Raw genomic sequence first — 20,611 nt, forward strand, 5'->3', positions numbered from 1 at the left:
CCCCGGTGTTAGTGCGCGCCGGTGTTAGTGCGCGCCCGGCCAGCCGGTGTACGCCTCGGCGAGGTAGGCCCGGCCGTGGCGGGATGACACCACCGAGTTGAGCTCGCCGAGCTGGCGGGCGCGGGCGAAGTCGTCGGCGTCGTCCGGGGTGTGCAGCATGGACGTCATCCAGTAGGAGAACTGCTGGGCCTTCCACACCCGGTCCAGGGCGCGGTCGCTGTAGGCATCCAGGAGCACGGTGTTCCCGGTCTGGTAAAAGCTGTCGAATCCTTCGAACAGCACCTTGACGTCGTGCATCGCCAGGTTCAGGCCCTTGGCCCCGGTCGGCGGGACGGTGTGGGCGGCGTCGCCGGCGAGGAACAGCTTGCCGTGGCGCATCGGGGCGTGCACGAAGCTGCGGAACTTCAGGACCGTCTTGTCGATGACCGGCCCCTCCTTGAGCTCGAAGCCGTTGCCGTTGACCCGGCTGCGGAACGCATCCCAGATCCGGTCCTCGCTCCAGTTGTTGACGTCCTCGTTCGGGTCGCACTGGAAGTACATCCGCTGGACGGTGTCGGTCCGCTGGCTGATCAGGGCGAAGCCGTTCTCGGAGTTGGCGTAGATCAGTTCGTCGGAGCTGCGGGGGGCTTCAGCCAGGATCCCGAACCAGGCGAAAGGGTACTCGTGGAAGTACCACTTGCGCTGGGCCTCCGGGATCTGGAAGCGGCTGTGGCTGCGCGAGCCGTCCGCGCCGGCGATGAAGTCCGCCTGCAGCTCCCATTCCACGCCGTCGGCGTCGGTGAACATGACCTTCGGCGTGCCTTCGAGGTCCTGGATGGTGGTGTCGGTGACGCTGTAACGGACGTCGCCGCCGTCGGCCTGGCGCCGTGCGGCGAGGTCGAGGAAGACGTCGGTCTGGGGGTAGAGCCAGACCGATTCGCCGACGAGGTCCTGGAAGTCGATCCGGTGGCTCTCCCCGTTGAAGCGCAGTTCGATGCCGTCGTGCCGGTCGCCGTCGCGCAGGACGCGGTCGGAGACGCCGCTGTCCACGAGCATGTTCACAGAGCCGTGTTCCAGGATCCCCGCGCGGACGGTTTCGGAGATTTCCTGGTGGCTGCGGATCTCGATCACGATGGATTCGATTCCCTGCTGGGCCAGCAGGTGGGAAAGCATCAGCCCTGCCGGGCCAGCCCCCATGATGGCGACCTGGGTGGTAATGACTTTGCGGTTTGCCATGGTGTCCTCGCTTCGTTGCGGGGCCCGGACGGGTGGGCGTCAGGGGCCGTGTGGATTCTCTGGCTCCAGTGTGCGCCCGGCCACGTGATGGGCGTTACACGGATTCCGCTGAATGGAATGCAGTCGCCGCCGTTGCCCCCTGCAGCTGCCGGCCGATCCCGCGGGCGGCCGTCTGCAGGGCCGGAACCAGCGCCTGGAGCCGCACCTCGCGCAGGGGAACGACGACGCCGAGCGCCGCCACGGTGCGGTTCCTCGTGTCCCGCACCGGGACGGCAATCCCCCAGGTGTCCGGGTCCACGACGCCGGCCAGCTGCGCAAAGCCGTGGGCGGCCGTCTCCTGGAGCAGGGTGCGGAGTTCCTCCGGCTGGACCTTGCCGGCAGGATCGTGGAACTGCTGGAGGTACTCCGCCTGGACCGGCGCCGGCTGGTTGGCCATCAGCGCCAGCCCGGCGGAGGACACGTGCACCGGCATCCGTCCGGCGATCTGGGCCCGGTTCGCCACGGAGCCGCGGCGGGAGAGGCGCTCGACGAACAACGCCTCCCAGCCCTCCAGCACGGCCAGGTTCACGTTCTGGTTGAGCACCTGCTGGATGTCCTCCATAAAGGGCATGGCCGCCTGGCGGAGGGCGAGGGTGGGCGAATTCCGGTTGACCAGCTCCCACAGGCGCAGGCCCAACCGGACGGATCCCCCGCTGCCCAGTTCCAGCAGCCCGTGCCCGGCAAGCTGCCGGACCAGTCGGTGGGCCGTGCTCAGCGGCAGCCCGGCCCGGTCCGAGAGCTCGGAGAGCGGCAGCACGGTGACGCCCTCGGGGAACGCTGAGATCACCCTGACCACGCGGTCCACCACGGAGTCCCCGGTGCCGGAGTTAGCCATCGCCGTCACTTCCGTTGAATGGATTCTGCTTCCACTTTACGCCGCCGGTGCCCGCACTGGCCCGGGATCGCGTGGCCGTTACAGGGCCCGGCTGAGGCTTCGTCGCAGCAGCCAGGCGCCCAGCACAAGCAGCGCGGCTGCCATCCCGGCGAGCACGCCCAGCTCCGGCAGGACATCGCCAAGGCTGCCGTCGTGGCGCTGGATGGTTGCCAATGCCGCATAGGCCCAGCGGTGGGGCGTGGCGAAGGAGATCGCGGCCAGCGTATCCGGGAAGAACTCGGGCGGCACCATGCAGCCGCCCAGGCCAGCCAGTACGAGTCCGCCGCCGACGCCCACGCCGGCCGCGGCGGTGTCATTGTCCATCACCGAGCCGACCATCATCGCGGCGGCTGCCGAGACGGCGCAGAAGAGCACCAGCACCAGGGCCGACAGCCACAGATTGCCCCAGTCGACGCCGAACAGCAGCGCGGTGCCGACCATGATGAATCCGCCTTGGACGAACGCAATGGCGAAGCGTCCCAGCGCCTGCCCGGCCACGATCTGGCCGCTGGACACCGGGGCCGACATGACCCGGCCGACCACACCGAACCGCCGTGCCTGGATCAGCGTGGCCGCACCGGTGAGTGAACTGAGGAAGACAAAGAGCAGCAACTGCTGCGAGGCACCGAGATCGAACTTTCCCAGTCCCCGGAACTCCTGCACGACGTCGCCGGTGTCCACGATTTCCACCGTCGGCATTGCCACTTGCGCGGCGGCCTGGTCCAGGGCGGGGCGGGCCTGCTCCTCGGGGACTCCGGCGCCGGTCAGGGCAGCGAGCTGGCTCCGCTCCAGCCCCACCGCCTGCACAGCCGTGCGGACCTGCTGCATCACGGCCTGGGCGGAGGACTGCGAGGCCATCACGACGTCGAGTTCCGCGGCCCGCCCGGAGTCGTAAGCGTCGGAGTCGGCGTCGTCAAGGAAAACGCCGACGTTCGTGCGGCCGCGGCTGAGGTCCGCCCGCGCCGCCTCCGGGCCGCTTGCCGTGACGTCGACGCCGGACGATTCAAGCTCCGCACTCAGGGCCTGGGCCAGCCCGCTGTTGGGTCCGGCGATGGTCACCCGGGGCTGGCCGCTGCCGGCACCGAATTGGGAACCGAGCAGCAGGATGAGCATGAGGGGAAAGATGAAAACGAAGAAAATGTTCGACTTGTCCCGCAGAAAACGCCGCAGTTCCACCGTGGCGATCGCGACCATGGCGTTCATGCCTGCGCCCCCCGGTCCGGGAGGAGGCGCGAGAGGAGCAGCCCGGCCGCGGCGAACGCCAGCATGACCGCTACCGGCCCCGTCACGTCCCCCAGGGTTCCGCCGCCGGCTGAGATGCCGAGGCCCCGGATGAACGCGCCGATCGGGTTGAGGTCCAGCAGCGTTGCGGCGAAGCCGGTGCCCTGGACCGGGAAGAAGGCGCCTCCCGCGATCCCCAGCACCATCGCCAGGATGGACTGCGCCACGTTGGCCTGCTCGGCCGTCCGGACCAGCCGCGCGACCACGAACGTCAGGCTGGTAGCCGCTGTCACGACGCTAAGAATCAGGGCGGCCACCACGAGCGGCGAGCCGAAGGAGACGCCGAACAGCTGGGAGCCGGCGGTGAGCAACACGGTGGTGGCAGTGACGCCCAGGATGAAGCCGGTGCAGGCCTTGGCCGTAATCACGGCGCCGCCGGTGACCGGCATCGACCGCAGGCGGGCCAGGGTGCCCTGTTCCCGCTCCGCGAGCAGCCCCAGGACGCCGAAACCGACCGTGAACATCAGGAACAGCCCGGCCTGGCCCGCCACGAGCGTGCCGCGGAGCGAGAGTTGCTCGGCGGCCGCCTGCCCTTCGGTCAGGGTGAGCATGGCCGGTCCGGCCGCGGCCTGCTGGGCAAGCGCCGCGAGATCCTGGTGCGGCAGCCCGGAAAGGCCTCCGGCGGCGGCGGTCACCGTGCCGGCGGCGAGCTGGTCCACGACCCCCTGGACCACAGAGATGAGCACCCCGGTTTCCAGCGACGCGCCGTCACCCTCGACCAGCTGGACCGACGCGGCCTGTCCGGACAGCACCGCGTTGCTGAAGCCCTCGGGAATGATAATGCCAAGGTCCGCGCCGCTGGCCTGGGTCTCGTTGCGGACTTCCGCCGCCGGGACCCGCTTGACGGTGACGTCCATGATCTCCAGAAAATCGACGGCGCCGAGCAGGGCGGCGCCCAGCTGGTCGGCGTCGTCCGCGCTGGCGACGACGGTGGCCGGCTGCAGGTCAACGGTGTCCTCGCCGAGTCCGCCGAAGACCAGGCTCAACACCCCCATGAGCGCGAGCGGGACGATGAGGGAGAAGATGAAGACGGACTTGTCCCGGATGCGCTGGCGCAGGTCGTTCGCGACCATGGTCCACAGACCGGGCATCTCAGTCCCTCAGCGCTTTGCCGGTCAGGTGCAGGAAAACTGACTCCAGGTCGGGCCGGACAATCTCCACGGACGTCACGGACATTCCGGCGCGCCCGGCGCCGGTCACGATCCCTGCGAGTGCGGTGGGTCCGTCGCTGACCGTAAGGATAAGCCCGGCACCGTCGTTGTCGACGCGCTGCACGGCCGGCAGCCCGCGGAGGGCTTCCGCAGCCCGGGATGTGCTGCCGCCGCCGCGGAGGTTGATCCGGTCTACGCCGCCGGTGAGCGTGATCAGCTCGTCCCGGGTGCCCTCGGCCTGGATCCGGCCCTCGTCAATGATCGCAATCCGGTCGCAGAGCCGCTCGGCTTCCTCCATGTAGTGGGTGGTGTAGAGCACGGCCATGCCTTCGACGGAGAGCCGTTCCACGGATTCGAGGATGGCGTTGCGGGACTGCGGATCCACCCCGACCGTCGGTTCGTCCAGGATCAGCAGGGTGGGCCGGTGCAGCAGACCGATGCCGATGTTCAGCCGGCGCTTCATGCCGCCGGAGTACTTCTTGGTCAGGTCACCGGCCCGGTCGCTCAGGCCGATCAGCTCCAGCACCTCGTTGGTGCGCTGGGTGAGCTCCTTGCCGCTGAGTCCCTGCAACCGGCCGAAGAACTTCAGGTTCTCCCGCGCGGTCAGGTCCGGATAAATGGCCAGTTCCTGCGGGACCAGCCCGATAATCCGCTTGGCTTCGGTCTCGGACGGGGTCATGGCCCGGCCCGCTACGCGGACGGTTCCCCCGTTGGCGGGGATCAGACCTGCGACCATGGAGATGATGGTGGTCTTCCCGGCGCCGTTGGGTCCCAGCAGCCCGTAGGTTTCACCGGTGCGGATGTGGAAGGAAACGCCGTCGACGGCGGTCAGGTCCCCGTAGCGCCTGACGAGTCCACTGACGTCCAGCACGTCTTTGGTTTGCGTCTGTACTACCTCCACCAGCAATCCCCCATCGCATTGATTTGTCCAGACTAGCCTCGGGGCCCCGCCGGGCAATAGACAGGGCCGGAGAAGTGATAGCGTCTAGCGGTTGATCCCCGCGCCCGGGACACGGCACTCAGAGTTAGATCAAGGCACACCGGAGGACCCATGCTCAAAGGATTCAAGGACTTCATCCTGCGCGGCAACGTGATCGAACTGTCCATCGCAGTGGTTGTCGGCACCGCTTTCACCGCCCTGGTCAGCGCGTTTACCTCGAATATCGTGAACCCGATCATTGCGGCGGCCGGCGGGGTCGAGACCGACGGGCTGGGCTTCCACATCTGGCCTGGGAACGACAAGACGTTCCTCAACTTCGGCGCGGTCATCACGGCGTTCGTCACATTCATGATCACGGCCGCCGTCGTCTACTTCATCTTCGTGGCACCGATGAACCGGATCAACCATCTGGTCAAGAAGCGCCTCGCCACCGCCGAACCGGAAGAGAAGCCGATCCCGGCGGACACAGCGCTGCTGGCAGAAATCCGTGACCTGCTGGCCCAGCTTGCCGGTGCGGAAGACGGGCCGACGTCCGGCCACACCCTGGCGCTGAACGGCGGGCCGGCCGGGGAGCGCACCGTCGAGGCGGCCGGCGGGCGCAGCCGCTAGTCTGAGCGGAATCGTCACCGGCCGGCAATAGGCCCGTAACAGCCGCCGGACATCATGGGACCCATGAAGCCCTCAGCCCGTGGCAGAAAACACGGCGGAACACAGGTCCCGGCCGCCTCCGAACTGAGCTGCGAAGTCTGCGGCCTGATGCCCGAACCGACCAAAACCCGGCTGACGCTGGCAAACGTCGCCGTGATGCTGCCGATCGAGCTGGTGGTCCATGCGGCGGTGGTGGGGACGCAACTGTCCTATGTGGCTAAGGTCCTCGTCCTCACGCTGACCGCCACCATCCTGGTCATCTGGGTGGCGGAACCGTCAGCGACGCGGATGCTGCGGCGTTGGCTGCACGCCCCCGCCCTGCGGCACCGCCGCCGGCTCGGCGCGGCACCGGCCCTGTGGCGCGCCCGCACCGTCGTGAAGGACCGGCCCGGTTCACTGCAGAAACTCACGCAGTCGCTGGCGAGGCTGGACACCAACATCCTGAGCATCCATGTCCACCCGGTCGACGGCGGTGTGCTCGATGAGTTTGTGCTGTCCGCGCCCGGCGAGCTGGGCGAAACGGAGCTGCTGATGGCCCTGCGCGACGGCGGCGGACATGACCCGCATGTCTGGCCCACCACGGCGCTGGCCATGGCCGACGGGCAGACCGGGGCGCTGAGCCTCGCGGCCAGGATCGCGGCCAACCCGGCTGAGCTGCCGCTGGCGGTCGCCGAACTGCTGCGCGCACGGATCGAGGCCAGGCCGGACTCGGGCACCGCTACTCCGGCTGCCGAAGCGGGCACAGTCCCGACCCCTGACGGAACCGTACTGAGGATCCCGACCGCCTGGCACGGTCCCATCACCTTTGTCCGTCCCGGCGAGCCGTTCACCCCGGCGGAGTCCGCCCGGGCGCACCGGCTGGCCGAGCTCGCCGAGATCCTCGCGCACAGCCCGGCCGCCGGCACCCGGGCCTAGCTCCCGCCTGGTCGGCTGTCCCGATCAGGTACCGTCACCAGCGAAGACTCCTGATCAGCATCGTCGACGCCGGCCTGTTCCACGTTCATTACGCTGCCGGTCTGTCGGACCGGGACCTGTCCCCTACCGGTCCGGCTGGCGGCCGGACCCTTGGTTCTGTCGGCCTCCCTGTCCACGTGTTTTGCCGGTTTTTCGACGACGGGCCGCCGTGCCCTGGCCAACTCCACGGACCGCGCCACGGACACTGACACGAAGAGCAGCAGCGCTCCGGCGACGGCCACGATGATGAGGGTGCGCAGCCTGCTGGAGAAAATCTCACTCGCTTGGCCGGGACCGTCGATGGTCAGGGCGGAATAGAGATAGCTGTCGTCCGCACCGTTGATGGTCTGCACTTCGCGCAGGGTCGTATCCAAGCGTTTGCCGAGTGCCGTCGCGGTGTCCACCGCCTGGGCTGGCGAATTCCCCGAAGCCGAAATCTCCAGCAACATACCGGATCCGGAGCTCAGCGATTGCCCGACCGTGTATTCGGCACCTAATCCCAGACTCCTCAACTGCTCCGCGGTCTCCTGGGCTCCGAGCTTGGTTATCAGCACCTGCGCCAACAGGGCGCGATCGCCACTGCGCAGGTACGGATTGTCGCCATTAATTGCGGCCAGTTCCGGCTGAGCCCGCAATTCCGCCTCGGTGGGCGTCTTGGGGCTCAGCAAGGCATAGGTCATGGTGGCTTCGTAGCTACGCTGGCCAATGAACATTACGTAGACGCACGCAAAGATCGTCAGCAGGGCCACGGGCAAGGCCGCCCATTTGTGCCGCCACAGCGTTTTGAGTACCGAAATCGGATCCATAGTCTCTTCCTATCCCCCGGGTTGCCGGACTGGCGGCGTCCTCAGGGGAGCCGCCAGGCCGCGTGCAGTTTGATTCTTGACCATCAGCCAGGATGCTCCTGACAGACCTATAAAAAACGGATAGAGCAGGGCAAACACCGGGAACGACATCGAGTCGAAAGTCCCTGATGCCACGGTTGCGATGAGGCCGGCAGCGGCGGCTGACGCTGCCAGCAGTTTCAGATCTGCCCCTTCAGCAGTTCTGGCAGCCGCCAGTGCGGCGAGAGCGGGAACCACCAGATAGGCCATCAGCCCCACCAGCCCGACGACGCCCATGGTCACGGCCGTGAGCAGATACTCATTGTCGAAAATATCGAGCGCGTTCGTCGGGATCCACGTTCCCGGACCGGTGCCGAACCATGGCCGGTCCGCAACCAACCGAAGCGCCAGAGGGTAGTCTTCCGTCCGGTACGTGATGGATGGATCCGAACTTCCTGCCGTGGCTGCGTTGAACAGGGTGGAAATCAGGCCCGGCACGGCGATGAAGAGCCCTGCGGCGCCCAGCGGCACGATGACCGTGGCCCACTGCCTGGCGAGCCTGGGCAGGAAGGGAACGGTGACGGCCAGGGCGATGACCAGGGCAAGCAGAGCGGACCGCGAGACAGTCAGCGCGTTCGCGAGCACGAACAGCCCGACAAGGGCCCAGTGCACCAGTTTCCTGCCCTGTCTGTCATACAGGGCACGCCAGGTGGCGATGGGCAGCAGCATCGCACTGACCACGCCAAGTTCGATGGGGTGCAGCGTTGTGCCCGCTACGCGGACCAGGGAGCCGCGGGCCTGGAAGGCGTCGAAGTCTCCATTCTCCACAAATCCCACCATGAGGGCGCTGATCCATTCGACGGGATTCGTGTGGGTGGTGAACTGGATGAGCGCCGCGATACTGCATACGGCGCCGCCGGCGATAACCCACCTGACGACGGCCATGGCGTCTTTGACGGTCCGCACGCCATCGGTGGTGACAAAGGCTATTCCGGCCGCGGCAAACATCAGGAGCATCCAGCGGTCCGCGGCTGCCCGCCCGTCAATGGTGCTGGCCCCGCTCAGCCCGGCAAAGAGATGTCCGTAGCTGAGGCAGGAAGCCAGGAGAAGGGCGAGGACGGCAGCCCGGCCCGGGTGCCGGAACGCAACCGGATCATGCAGCCCCAACAATGAGGAAAGGGCCCAGAGGCCGAAAAGGCCCAGGGCGAGCATTTGTGGCAGGCTGCCGCTGGCCCCGATCGGCTCCAGCACCATGTAAGGCGGAAATGCCAGGATCGAGAACAGTGTCGCCTTGAGCAGCCAGGGGGGACCTGTGGGCTGTCGAGGGGTGAGCGGCATCCGATCCGGTGACTTCTTCAGCACGGCTCGCCGCCGTCAACGGGCTGCCGGGTGCTCGCATCGCGCTCCCACGCGCCCGGCCGCGCGTTCCCTCGGCGGCCGGCAAGGGCGAAACCCACGTAAACCAAGGCGTGGCCGGCGGACAACGGCCCGCGAACAGTGCGGACGACCTCGGACAGCGTGTGGCTGGCCCTGCCCTGTCCGCCGCGCTGTTCGGCGTTTCCGCGATAAATGCGATGCAGCACCGCCACCTGGTCCTTGGGCGTGCGCGGCGGGCAGATCACCGCCGGGACTACGTCCAGGACGGCTTTTTCCCGCGGCTCGAAGAGGCGGTCCACGAACAGGTCATCGGCGATGAGGTCGGGAAACTGCTGGAAACGCTGCCGCCCTTCCTGGGACAGGCCATACACGCCACCGCCCCATAGGCCGCTGCTGGCCATTGGAAGCTGCAGACGGGTCCGGTAGTACGAGTGGATCAGCGGGTGGGCGTCCTGAAGGTCAAAGCGCACCGCCGGACGGGCAGCCAATACTTGTCCGGAGACCAGTGCATTGAGGACGTCGGCCACCGTTCCTGGGCTGATCTGAACATCAGCGTCAAGATACAACCGGGGCCAGGACGTGGCGACGGCGTCTCCCGCATTGAGAGCGGCAGTCTTGGACGGCTGCGGCATTTCCAGAACGGTCACGCCCTCGAACCGCCGCGCGATCGCGGCGGTGTCGTCGGTGCAACCGTTGCAGGCCACAATGACCTCTAATTGCCCCGCCGCAGCCAGTGGGGCAAGCGGCGCCAGTGTCCGGGCAATCACGGAGGCCTCGTTGTGGGCCGGAATAATCACCGAGCCATGGGGGATCCCGCCATCGTCCGTGACCTTCGCCCTCGCCGTACTCGGACCAGGCAGTGCAGCCCAGCGTTGCTCGTCGAGCACCGTCCGCAGCACACCTCTGCGGTCCGGTTTCCAGCACCGCAACAGCTCAGAGAATGCCACGACCCCGTGGAACACTGCCGAGTAGGCCGCGGAATGGTACTTGCGGATGTAGCGGACCCGGTTGACCGCCAAAAGGGCATTCAACTGGGGTGAACTGCCGGAAGCCCCGCCGGCATGACTCATAACCGCCCCGGGTTCATACCAGACGGTTTCCCCCATGGTGCGCAGGTTTCGGAAGAAATCGGTCTCTTCGCCGTAGAGGAAGTAGGACTCGTCCCAGGTCAGTGAGTCGGCCACGGGACGCCGGACCATGAGCGCAGCACCCGTTGCCCAGTCCACCGTGTGGGGATGGGCGTAGCTTTCGGGGCTGAGATCGGTGCCGGAAAGCCAGTCGGGCCGGTTGGGCGCCCGCCGGCCCAGAAGCGCATCACCTACAGCGGTGGAGATCGTGGGTTCCCGATAAAGTGACCGGCTTGTGTGGCCGCTGGCATTGAGCAGGCGCGGAACCACCGCCCCCGCCTGTGATGCGAGCAGCCGTTGCATCATCGTCGTCAAAGAACCGGGTTCCACGGTGAGGTCGGGGTTCAGCACCACAACAGCCGCAGCATCGCCGGCCCTGCGCATGGCCGTATTGATGCCACCGGAGTAGCCCAGGTTTCCACCGGTGGCGAACGCGAGCACGTCGGGGTGCTCGCCGCGAACTAACTCCAGCGTCCCGTCGGTTGAGGAGTTGTCAGCCACCACGACCCGCAAAGTCAGATCGATGGTTTCGGCCCTCAGGCTCTCGATCAAAGCCCCCACGCAGTCTGCGCTGTTGTACGTCACCACAACCGCAACGGCGTCCGCGGCGCCGTCGGGCCCTGTGAAGTGGCCGGGCGTTCGGGGGGCCGGGTCTGACGTCGTGAAGCTCTCCGGCCGGGCCGGCGGGACACAGCAGGACGTCGTTCGGAGTTTCAGGTAGGCGGGCGGCCCATCAACGAGATAGCGTCCAGCCAGCCGCCGGGGCTCCAACGCCAGCCTGTACCCCCACTCCAGGCCGTGCTCGCAAAACCACTGCGGGGCCCGCTGGACCCTGCCGGCCAGGAAGTCCACCGCCGCACCGAAGGCCAGCAGCACGGCCGCCCCCGTCAGCCCCGCGTACCGGTCGATCCAGAGTTCCTGGCGTGGTTTGCCCAGGCCCACGTAGAGGATCTGCACGCCCGCCTGCGAAATCTCCGCGGCAATCCGTTCGGATTCCGTGGTGGAGGCCAGCTCCTCCCGACCCGGAGCCCACATTCCCACGAGCTGAAGACCAGGGTGTTCAGTCGCGATCTTCTGAGCCAGGAGCTGCTGGTTGGCGACAGATCCGCCCAGGAATCCCACCCGCAGCCCGAGCTGCTCGGCCTGCGCCAAGAGGGGCGAGGCAAGATCGCTGCCGGCAAGCCTCGGCCACCGGTGCCCGGTGAGGCGCTGTGACTGGGCAACCAAAGGTGCGCCATCCAGCAGGTAGAGCCACTCCACGGTGCTGGCGGGGTCCGCGTGCAGTGTGCCTGCCCAGCGGCCGCCGGTGCCAAAATGGTGCAGGTGGTCGAGGTTGACGGAGGCCACTCCGAGCGGCCGCAGTCCCGGACCGCCGGCTGCCCTTGCGAGGATCCGCTCCAGCGCCGGCTCGGGATCCATCAGGTCTACGGGTGTGCCGCCCAGGATTACCTTGTTGCTGTCCAGCATGTCCATGCCGCCCCTCAGCCCATTTCCGCAGGCAGCAGTTGCCCGTCGATTTCCACGTAGCGCGAGCCCGTCTCCGGGCACAGCCAACTGCCGCCGGCGTCCTGCTTGAGCCGGTGCCCGGCCTTGCCAATCCAGCCTGTCTGCCTGGCTGGGACCCCGGCCACGACAGCGTAGGCGGTGACGTCGCGGGTGACGACGGCGCCGGCGGCAACCGTGGCCCATTCGCCAATGCGGACTGGGGCGACACAGACGGCGCCGGCCCCGATCGAGGCACCCGCTCCGACGGTGACGCCGACAGCTACCCAATCACTGGCGCTTTTGAGTGTTCCCTCCGGGGTGACGGCCCTCGGGTGAAGGTCATTGGTCAGCACGGCCGCCGGGCCGACGAAGACCCCGTCGCCCAGGCGGGCCGGTTCATAGACCAGGGCGTAGTTTTGCAGTTTGCAGTTATCGCCGACCACGACTTCCGGGCCGATATAGGCGCCGCGGCCAATGGTGCAGTTGCTGCCCACCGTGGCTCCCTCCCGGATCTGCGCCAGGTGCCAGACCCGGGTGCCGTCGCCGATTCTTGCGGTGTCCGCCACGTCTGATGTTTCGGAGATGGTTATCATGACGATCCTCCCGGAAGTGGTTCCAGTGCCGGGGCCACCGGCGTTGTCATTCGTGGGCGGCCGGCCGCGGCAACAAGGCGCTGAAACTCCAAGCCACGTGCGTCCCAGGTGTGGCCCGCCGCAAACTCTTTCCTGAGGCGTTCCTGATCCCCGTCATTGCGCCCGGCCAGGGTTGCCTTCACCGCCTGCGCGAATTCGTGCGGCTCCGACTGAAGCGAGATCAGGCTGGTGTTGAGCCAACGCGCCGAAGGCATGTCCGTGGACACCACCCCCAGCCCTGCCGCCAGGTACTCGAGGGTTTTCAGCGGAAAACTTGCCCTGTTGAAGGCGGACTCCGCGTACGGTGTAAGTCCGACCCCGTGAACCCTGAGTTGTTGCTGCAGCTCGTCGGCGCCGAGCCGTCCGACCCAGCGGACGTTGTCTTTTTCCAGGAGCTCGTCCAGCCGGCGGCGGAATGCCGGGGTTCGGTCGGTCCGCGGCCCGATGATGACCATTTCCACCCCGGATGCCTGCACGGCTTCCAGCAGATCGAGGTCCAGCCGCTCGTTGAGCTGGCCGACGAGGCAAGCGGTGGACTCACGGCCCATGGACGGCGCTGCCGGCCCCGGCTCGGGGCAGCCGTTCGGGACCACGGCGAATACCTTTCCTGACACGGACGGGCTGCGGGGCCCGAGCTGATTCAACACGGCCTCCGATACCGCCGCCACGCCGTCGGCCTGAGCCACGTTGACGTCCAGCACCCGCCGGATTACCGGGCGCGACAAGCCCATGAGGTGCGATCCTTCGAGCCAGTCGTCAGTCAGGTACAGGATCTTGCTTCCCGGCGTCCTTCTCGGGAAGCGGGCCAGCGGCATGGCGACGACAACCGCATCGGGCTCCCAGCCGGTCCGGGACAGGGCGGCCGTGATTGCCCGGTCCAGCAACAGTGCCGTCAGCCTTCGAACGCCGGGCCGCGTCACTCCCGGCAGTACTGTCACTCGCAGTCGCAGAATTGAATCGGAGACCCGTTCCAGCCCCGCGGCGTTGTCCGTGCCGCGGGGACCCGGGCGGGCCCACAGCTGTCCCGCCGTTTTCAGCGTTGCGCGCACGGGGGGGTCGACCCACAGCACGGGGCGGACCCTGGCCAGCGATTCAACAATGCGTTTGTCGGTTCCAGCGACGCCGTCCCAGTTCGTGCCGGCAATCCAGACGATTGGACCATGGTTGCTCATGCCTGGCCCCCCGCCCGAAGCGGATGAGGGGACGACGTTCCTGCGCCGAGGGCTGCCTGCAACTGGTCCGCCACGTACTGCTGCTGCGCCTCGCGGATGTGCGGGAAGAGCGGCAGCGACAGCATCCCGCGGGCGGCCCGCTCCGTGACCGGGAAGGATCCGGGGCCGAGGCCGAGGTCCCGGTAGGCGCGGCTGAGGTGCACCGGAACCGGGTAGTGGATGCCGGCGCCGATTCCCGCTTCGTTCAAGGCGGCGAGGACGCGGTCCCGGTCCGGCACCCGGATGACGTACAGATGCCAGACGTCGAGGTTGCCCGGGGCCGTGCGGGGAAGCTCGATGCCGGGCAGGTCCGCCAGCAGTTCCTGGTAGCGTGCCGCGGCCTGCCGCCGTCGTTCGTTCCACACCGCCAGCCTGCGCAGCTTGGCGTTGAGCACCACTGCCTGGATGGTGTCGAGGCGCGAGTTCATGCCGACCGCTTCGTGCTGGTACTTCCGTTCGCTGCCGTGGGCGCCAAGCATGCGGACCCGGGCTGCGACGTCGTCGTCGTCCGTCACGACAGCTCCGGCATCCCCGGCGGCACCGAGGTTCTTGCCTGGATAAAAGCTCGTGCCCGCGGCCAGTCCCAGCGTGCCGGCGAAGCGGCCGTGGCGGGAAGCGCCCTGGGATTGCGCGGCGTCTTCGACAATCACCGCGCCGCAGGCGGCCGCAACCGGGGCCAGGCGCTCCACGAAGGCCGTTTGACCGAACAAGTGGACGGGCATGATGGCCCGGGTCCGGGGAGTCACGGCGTCCGCAACCCGCTCCGGATCGATCAGCAGGTAGTCGGGGTCGACGTCGACGAGCACCGGCACGGCACCGATCCGGCTTACCGCCTCGGCGGTCGCGATGAAGGTGTTCGCGGGGAGGATGACCTCCGCTCCGGCCAAGACCCCGGAAGCACGGAGTGCCAGTTCCAGGGCGTCCGTGCCGTTGGCCACCCCGACGCAATTCCGGGTACCGAGGAACCGGGCGTAGGCCTGCTCAAATTCGGCCACGGCCGGGCCTCCGATGAAGGAGGTCCGCGCGAAGACGTCCTTCAACCCGAGCTCGACTTCAGCGGCTATCTCGTCCTGCTGGGCGCCCAAGTCGACGAAGGGGACGGACATGCTGACGGTCCTGGCCCGGGTCATCGCGCACCACCCGCTGCCGCCGCTGAGGGTTCGAGCACCCGCGCCGGGACCCCGGCCCAGGTTTCTCCGTCGGGAACGTCGCCCAGCACGGCGGCTCCCATGCCGACCCTGGTTCCAGCCCCCACCCTGGTGCGTTCCCGCACACAGGAGTTCATGCCCAGGTAGGCCGCGCGACCGATCCTGACACCGCCGCCCAGTGACACACCGGCAGCCAGGGTGGCGTAGTCCTCCACAACATCGTCGTGGGTCAGCGTCACCCCTGGCATCATCACGACGTGGCTCCCGACCGTGATGCCGGCAGTCAGTGTGACGTTGCCCATCAGGATGCTCCCGGGACCGATCTCGCAACAGTACGGAACCCGCACTGAAGGGTCGACCACCGTCGCGAAGCGGTGGCTCGGGAAGCCCAGCCCGGCGAGTCTGGCGACTATCCGCTCGCGAGCCTTCCCTGCGCCGATGCAGACGACCACCCGCGCCTCCGGGTAGCGGAGGGCGTGGCTGGCGGGACCCATGACGGGTGCGCCGTCCAGGGCTGACCCGACCTTGGACTCGTCATCGTCGAGGATTCCGACCACGTCGAACTGGCCGTTCTCGCGGACGCAGGCCAGCACCTCGCGGGCAAGGCCGCTGGCGCCAATCAGCAGTAACTCAGTCATCAGAATTCCCCGCAGCCTTCAGGATCGAATCGATAACCCGGGACTGCTCGTCCGGGGTCAGCTGGTGGTAGACGGGCAGAATCACGGTGTGGTCCGTGAGCCGTTCCGTCACGGACAGGTCCGCCCTCCCGGTGTTCAACCCGGCGTAGGCGGGCTGACGGTGCGCGGCCATGATGCCCCGGCGGGCGGATATACCGTCGTTGGCCAGCCGCTCAAGCAGTTCCTCGCGCCCGAGGGCGAAGTCCGGCAGGAGTTCGAACCAGAAGGACTGGAAATTGCTGGTGCCGTACGGCGGGTCCTGGCTGAAGCGAAGCCCCGCTACCCCGGCGAGCGCCTCCCGGTAGGTGGCGACGATGGCCCGGCGCCGTGCCACCGCCTCCTCCAGCCGGCCCAGTTGAACGAGCCCGACGGCGGCCTGCATGTCCGTCATCCGGTAGTTGAACCCGATTTCCCCGTACTCCTCCGCCGGCGCCAGGACCGTGGAGTGCCGGTCGTTCGCGGAGACGCTCATGGCGTGTTCGCGCAGCTTCCGGGCACGGTCCGCCCATGCCGCGTTGTGGGTGGTCAGCATCCCGCCTTCCCCGGTGGTGAGGATTTTGCGGGGGTGGAATGACCAGGCGGCGAGCTCGGCGCCTGCTCCCACCGGCCGGCCCCGGTAGGTGGAGCCCGCCGCGCAGGCCGCGTCCTCCACGACAGTGATGCCCAGGCCGTCGCAGAGGGCCCGGATCGGAAGCAGATCGACCGGCATACCGCCCTGGTCGACCACGATCACCGCACGGGTGGCCGGGGTCAGGGCCGCGGCGAGGGTCCGCGCGGACACGTTCCCGGTGTCCGGCTCGACGTCGGCAAAGACCGGCCTGGCGCCCACATACGTGACCGCGTTGGCCGTGGCGATGAAGGACAGGGAAGGCACCACAACGTCGTCGCGCGGTCCGATGCCGGCCACTTTCAGTGCCAGATGCAGGGCGGTGGTGCAGTTGGAGACGGCGACGGCGTAGCTGGCCTGCTGCGTGCCGGCGAACGCTTCCTCGAAGCGCGCCACGCGGGGCCCCTGCGCCACCCAGCCGGAGGCGATCACTTCAGCCACGGCCTCGGCTTCCTCGGTCCCGAGCCAGGGCTTCATCACGTTGATCCGGCTCAGGGCCCGGTCCTGGCTGACCGTCACCGCGCACCGCCGACCCTGGCATCCGCAATCTCAACGCGCAGCGGCCGCCACCAGTCCACCAGTTCCCGCAGCCCGTCCTCGAGTCCGGTTTCGGCACTGAACCCAAGGTCGCGCCTGGCCGCTGCGGTATCCGCCTGCCGCCGGACGACGCCGTTGACGGCCCGCTCGGGGCCGTGCTCCACGTGCAGTTCCGAATCCATGGCGCGCAACAGCGCCTCGGCAAGTTCCAGCAGGCTCGTCTCGGCACCGCTGGCTACGTTGTACACCCCCTCGTCCACCCCACTGCCCGCGGCGAGGATGTTGGCCCGGGCCACGTCCCGGGTGTGCACGAAATCCATGGTCTGCTGTCCGTCGCCGAAGATCAGCGGCGGCAGTCCATCCTCGATGCGCTCCATCCAGCGGACCAGCACCTCGGTGTAGAGGCCATGGACGTCCATCCGGGGCCCGTACACGTTGAAATAGCGCAACAGCACGTAGTCCAGGCCGGACATCGCACGGAAGCTGCGGGCCATGGACTCGTTGAAGGACTTTGCTGCGCCGTAGAACGTGTCGTTGTTGTGGTGGTGATGGCGTTCCGACGTCGGGAAGGTCTCCGCCATGCCGTAGACCGAGGCGCTGGACGCCGCTACGAGCTTGCCGACCCGCTGTGCGGATGCGGCTTCGAGCACATTGAAGGTCCCGTCGACCAGCACCTCGAGGGCCAGCCGGGGTTCCTCCGCGCACTGGGTGATCCGGATGGCGGCCTGGTGGAAGACGATATCCTTGCCCCGGCTCAGGTCGTGGACCAGGTCCCGGTCGCGGAGGTCCCCTTCGATGAGGCGGACCCGGCCGCTGGTGATCGCCGGATCGAGGTTGGCCCGGCGGCCCCGGACCAAGTTGTCCAGCACATCGATCCTGCCGGCCCCGGCGTCGAGCAAATGGTCCACGACGGTGGAACCGATGGTCCCCGCTCCGCCGGTGACCAGGACCTGCGCACCCTGCAGCGTGCTCATTTGCTGACCTCCAGCTTTGCTTCATTGCCGACGACGATGCTGGCCTTCCCGTCCGCGCTGAGGCTGTCGCTGACGGCCTCCAGTACGGACAGCACCCGCAGTCCGGAAGCGCCACTGGTCCTGGCCGGGCGCTGTTGCCGGATGCTGCTGGCGAATTCGGCCACCATCTGGCCCAGCGCCTCGTGTTCGGGCAGTGCCGGTGACCAGGTGTCACCGAGCCGGTAGGAGATGGCCGATGCCTTCCGGTCGGCCGCGGACCGTGTCTGGCGGTCCAGGCTGACTCCGCGGTCGTAAACGCTGAGCCGCTGCTGGGGATTCAAGTCATCCCAGACGAGGGTGCGCCGGGAGCCGCCGACCACCAGTTGGCGGATCTTGGTCGGGCTCAGCCAGTTGACGTGGACGTGGGCCATGGCATCGTTCGGCAACGCGAACGTCAGATGCCCGATGCAGGCATGGCCGGTCCCCAAGGGATCCGCGCCGTGCGCCGCGACCTCCACCGGCCGCAGCCCCTCAGGCAGGATGAAGTCGAGGATGGACAGGTCGTGCGGGGCCAGGTCCCAGAAAACGTCGACGTCCGGTTGCACCAGTCCGAGGTTGATCCGGACCGAATCGATGAAGAGGATGTCGCCGAGCGACCCGTCAGCGATCAGTTCCCGGATTTTCAGGACGGCCGGGGTGTAGCAGTAGGTGTGGTCCGCCATCAGGACCAGCCCCCGTTCCTCCGCTTCCTCAACCATCTCCAGCCCCTTCATCCGGCTGTCGGCGAGGGGCTTCTCGACCAGCACATGCTTCCCCGCCTTAAGCGCTGTCAGGGCGATGCCGTGGTGGGTGTGGGCCGGCGTCGCAATCGCAACGGCGTCGACGTCGGCGGTGTCAAGCAACTCGTCAATGGACCGGAAGACGGGAACCCCGCCCTGGGCCGCGGCGAGCTTGGCCGCCCGGGGCTGGTCCAGGTCGACGATTCCGGCCAGCTCCCAGTCGGGACTGGCGCTGAAGTTCCGCGCCAGATTGGGCCCCCAATAGCCCGCACCGATGACCGCTGCCCGCATCAGGCCGCGGGAATACCCCGAACGTGTTTCATCCATTGTGTTTCCTCACTCAGTCAGTACGCGCCAGTAGGCGCGCACATAGCCCTGAAGGTGCGCCATATGATGATGACGTCGCCCATGATCGACCAGTTTTCGACGTAGTACAGATCCAGCCGCACGGCCTCATCCCACGGCAGGTCCGAACGGCCGTTGACCTGCCACAGCCCGGTAATCCCCGGCTTGATCAGCAGCCGGCGGTGCGTGTGCCGCTCGTAGCCGCCCACCTCACGCTGCAAGGGCGGGCGGGGCCCGACCAGGCTCATTTCGCCGCAGAGGACGTTCCAGAACTGCGGCAGTTCGTCCAGCGAGTAACGGCGCATCCAGCGTCCGCAGCGGGTCACCCGGGGATCATGGCGCATTTTGAAGAGGACGCCGGCGCCATCGTTCTGCGCCCCGAGACCGGCCAGCGCGGCTTCGGCATCTGTGATCATGGACCGGAACTTGAGCATCCGGAAAGGTTGTCCGGCTTTGCCCACCCGCTCTTGCCGGAACAGGACAGGTCCCGGGCTGTCGCGCTTGACGATGATCGCCAGGACGAGGAAGACCGGCAACAGCAGGACCAGGGCGGCGGCGGCCACCGCAATGTCCAGCAGCCGCTTGAAAGCATGCTTGGCGCCGCTGTACCGGGGCACATCCACGTGCATCAACGGCAGCCCTTCCACCGGACGCCAGTGGATCCGGGGCCCGGCTACGTTGGTCAGGGACGAGGCCAGCACAAGTTCCGCCTGGTGTTCTTCCAGCCCCCAGCCCAGTTCGCGGATGTACTGGTTGCCGCCGGGTACCGGGCCGGCCACGATGACCGCTTCCGCCCCACAGCGGCCAACCGTCCGGACCACGTCATCAGTGGAGGAGAGGACCGGCACCCGCCGGCCATCGACGTCGAACGAGGTTCCCCGCCGCCCGCCGGGCAACGATACGCCGAGGATCTCGTAGACGGCGCCGGACTTCCGGGCGATCCGCTTGAGTACATAGCGCACGTCCTCGGCCTGGCCGATAACAATCGCCCTGACAAGGTACTGTCCCTGGGACTGCCGCGAGTTGTACCAGCGCCGGGCAGCCCAGCGGCTGACCGGCAGGAGGGTGAGTCCCAGCGGGAGGGAAACCAGGTAGAACGCCGACGCCGGCTGGATGCGGAACGCCACCAGGCCGACGGCGAGCAACCCGAAGACCGCGCCGCTGGCGGCAGCAACACGTTTGTACTCACTGGTTCCGGCTCCCAGAATCTTCGTGTCCCTGGTGCGGTAGAGGCCCAGGGCCGCAACCCACATCACACCGAGGACCCCTCCGATGAGGGCCGCATTCAGGTCAGCGGGGCTTCCCGTGAACGGCTGGCGGCCCTCGAACGGGACGAGGAATCCAGCGACGACGCAGACGATGACCAGCGCGGCGTCTGTGCCGCGCAGCAGCCGCCGCAGGAACCGCGCCCATTGCCGTCCGGAGAGTGCCGGGGCCGCGGTGGGGGCGGCCGCACCGGCGGGTGTTCCCGCCGCGTCCACAGCGGGGGGAACGGCGGGCCGGAGTGGTACAAAGCTTGCGGGAGCACCGAGGCCGCCATGGGACGTGTGCAGGGCGTGGGGCGCATACGCAAGGTCGGCCACCGTCCCCCCGGGGCGGTCAGCGGTGTATCCGGGAAAGTTGAGGGCCAGGCCGTGCGGCATGCCCTCGGACCGCGGTGTCACCGGCACCCGTTGGGGCCAGTGGTCCGCGGGCCGGCGGACGCATCGTCCGCACAAATTAAGGATGTCCGGTCATTCGGCCGAACATCCGGGGCGACAACGAACCAGCGTGCCATTGCGGCTCCCTCCAAAGGCAATTGGCTGCA

General features: G+C 67.8%; 18 protein-coding genes. 2 read left to right on the forward strand and 16 right to left on the reverse strand.

Annotation, left to right across the window (positions count from 1 at the left end; all coding sequences use genetic code 11):
- Positions 1-24: 24 nt before the first annotated feature.
- The 5 genes from ABIB29_RS06875 to ABIB29_RS06895 form a co-directional block, all read right to left on the reverse strand.
- The gene (locus tag ABIB29_RS06875) at positions 25-1,215 is read right to left on the reverse strand and encodes a 4-hydroxybenzoate 3-monooxygenase (protein WP_354171286.1); all 1,191 of its coding nucleotides are present in this window, start codon (positions 1,213-1,215) and stop codon (positions 25-27) included.
- Positions 1,216-1,309: 94 nt separating this feature from the next.
- The gene (locus tag ABIB29_RS06880) at positions 1,310-2,089 is read right to left on the reverse strand and encodes an IclR family transcriptional regulator (protein WP_354171287.1); all 780 of its coding nucleotides are present in this window, start codon (positions 2,087-2,089) and stop codon (positions 1,310-1,312) included.
- Positions 2,090-2,167: 78 nt separating this feature from the next.
- Positions 2,168-3,331, reverse strand: coding sequence for an ABC transporter permease (locus tag ABIB29_RS06885; protein WP_354171288.1), 1,164 nt, complete (start codon positions 3,329-3,331; stop codon positions 2,168-2,170).
- Positions 3,328-4,500 (reverse strand): ABC transporter permease, encoded by a 1,173-nt coding sequence (locus tag ABIB29_RS06890; protein WP_354171290.1) that lies wholly within the window; start codon positions 4,498-4,500, stop codon positions 3,328-3,330. The genes ABIB29_RS06885 and ABIB29_RS06890 overlap by 4 nt, the downstream gene beginning before the upstream one ends.
- Before the next feature lies 1 nt (position 4,501).
- Positions 4,502-5,461 (reverse strand): ABC transporter ATP-binding protein, encoded by a 960-nt coding sequence (locus tag ABIB29_RS06895; RefSeq protein WP_354171292.1) that lies wholly within the window; start codon positions 5,459-5,461, stop codon positions 4,502-4,504.
- A gap of 150 nt (positions 5,462-5,611) precedes the next feature.
- Between ABIB29_RS06895 and mscL the strand changes: the two genes are divergently transcribed.
- Together mscL and ABIB29_RS06905 are read left to right on the forward strand one after the other, a co-directional pair.
- The gene (mscL, locus tag ABIB29_RS06900; protein ID WP_354171293.1) at positions 5,612-6,109 is read left to right on the forward strand and encodes a large conductance mechanosensitive channel protein MscL; all 498 of its coding nucleotides are present in this window, start codon (positions 5,612-5,614) and stop codon (positions 6,107-6,109) included.
- A 63-nt stretch (positions 6,110-6,172) separates the two neighbouring features.
- On the forward strand, positions 6,173-7,063 hold the full coding sequence (locus tag ABIB29_RS06905; protein ID WP_354171295.1) for an amino acid-binding protein: 891 nt from the start codon (positions 6,173-6,175) through the stop codon (positions 7,061-7,063).
- On the opposite strand, the gene ABIB29_RS06910 is transcribed toward ABIB29_RS06905, so the two are convergent.
- Genes ABIB29_RS06910 through ABIB29_RS06960 form a run of 11 tightly spaced genes read right to left on the reverse strand, consistent with a single transcriptional unit; the run spans position 7,060 to position 20,468 of the window.
- Complete coding sequence (locus ABIB29_RS06910; protein ID WP_354171297.1) at positions 7,060-7,908, reverse strand: YveK family protein; 849 nt, start codon at positions 7,906-7,908, stop codon at positions 7,060-7,062. The two genes, ABIB29_RS06905 and ABIB29_RS06910, sit on opposite strands and share 4 nt — an antisense overlap.
- Before the next feature lie 9 nt (positions 7,909-7,917).
- Positions 7,918-9,264, reverse strand: a complete 1,347-nt coding sequence (locus ABIB29_RS06915) for an O-antigen ligase family protein (RefSeq protein ID WP_354171298.1) — start codon at positions 9,262-9,264, stop codon at positions 7,918-7,920.
- A gap of 17 nt (positions 9,265-9,281) precedes the next feature.
- A complete protein-coding gene (locus ABIB29_RS06920; protein WP_354171300.1) occupies positions 9,282-11,903 on the reverse strand; it encodes a WecB/TagA/CpsF family glycosyltransferase in 2,622 nt (873 codons plus the stop codon).
- Between the two features lie 8 nt (positions 11,904-11,911).
- Complete coding sequence (locus ABIB29_RS06925; RefSeq protein ID WP_354171302.1) at positions 11,912-12,508, reverse strand: acyltransferase; 597 nt, start codon at positions 12,506-12,508, stop codon at positions 11,912-11,914.
- The gene (locus ABIB29_RS06930) at positions 12,505-13,719 is read right to left on the reverse strand and encodes a glycosyltransferase (RefSeq protein WP_354171303.1); all 1,215 of its coding nucleotides are present in this window, start codon (positions 13,717-13,719) and stop codon (positions 12,505-12,507) included. Before ABIB29_RS06930 ends, ABIB29_RS06925 begins: the two co-directional genes overlap by 4 nt.
- Entirely contained in the window at positions 13,716-14,864 is a 1,149-nt protein-coding gene (locus tag ABIB29_RS06935) for a DegT/DnrJ/EryC1/StrS family aminotransferase (RefSeq protein WP_354171305.1), read from the reverse strand. Before ABIB29_RS06935 ends, ABIB29_RS06930 begins: the two co-directional genes overlap by 4 nt.
- Before the next feature lie 20 nt (positions 14,865-14,884).
- Positions 14,885-15,544 carry an acetyltransferase gene (locus tag ABIB29_RS06940; protein ID WP_354171307.1) on the reverse strand — a complete coding sequence of 220 codons (660 nt, stop codon included), beginning with the start codon at positions 15,542-15,544 and terminating at the stop codon, positions 14,885-14,887.
- On the reverse strand, positions 15,537-16,709 hold the full coding sequence (locus ABIB29_RS06945) for a DegT/DnrJ/EryC1/StrS family aminotransferase (protein ID WP_354171309.1): 1,173 nt from the start codon (positions 16,707-16,709) through the stop codon (positions 15,537-15,539). Before ABIB29_RS06945 ends, ABIB29_RS06940 begins: the two co-directional genes overlap by 8 nt.
- Positions 16,706-17,701 (reverse strand): NAD-dependent epimerase/dehydratase family protein, encoded by a 996-nt coding sequence (locus ABIB29_RS06950; protein ID WP_354171311.1) that lies wholly within the window; start codon positions 17,699-17,701, stop codon positions 16,706-16,708. Before ABIB29_RS06950 ends, ABIB29_RS06945 begins: the two co-directional genes overlap by 4 nt.
- A complete protein-coding gene (locus ABIB29_RS06955; protein WP_354171313.1) occupies positions 17,698-18,786 on the reverse strand; it encodes a Gfo/Idh/MocA family protein in 1,089 nt (362 codons plus the stop codon). Before ABIB29_RS06955 ends, ABIB29_RS06950 begins: the two co-directional genes overlap by 4 nt.
- A gap of 17 nt (positions 18,787-18,803) precedes the next feature.
- On the reverse strand, positions 18,804-20,468 hold the full coding sequence (locus ABIB29_RS06960) for a sugar transferase (protein ID WP_354171315.1): 1,665 nt from the start codon (positions 20,466-20,468) through the stop codon (positions 18,804-18,806).
- Between the last annotated feature and the right edge of the window lie 143 nt (positions 20,469-20,611).

It is taken from the genome of Arthrobacter sp. UYEF36 (assembly GCF_040547025.1).
In the GTDB taxonomy this organism is placed as follows: Bacteria; Actinomycetota; Actinomycetes; order Actinomycetales; family Micrococcaceae; genus Arthrobacter.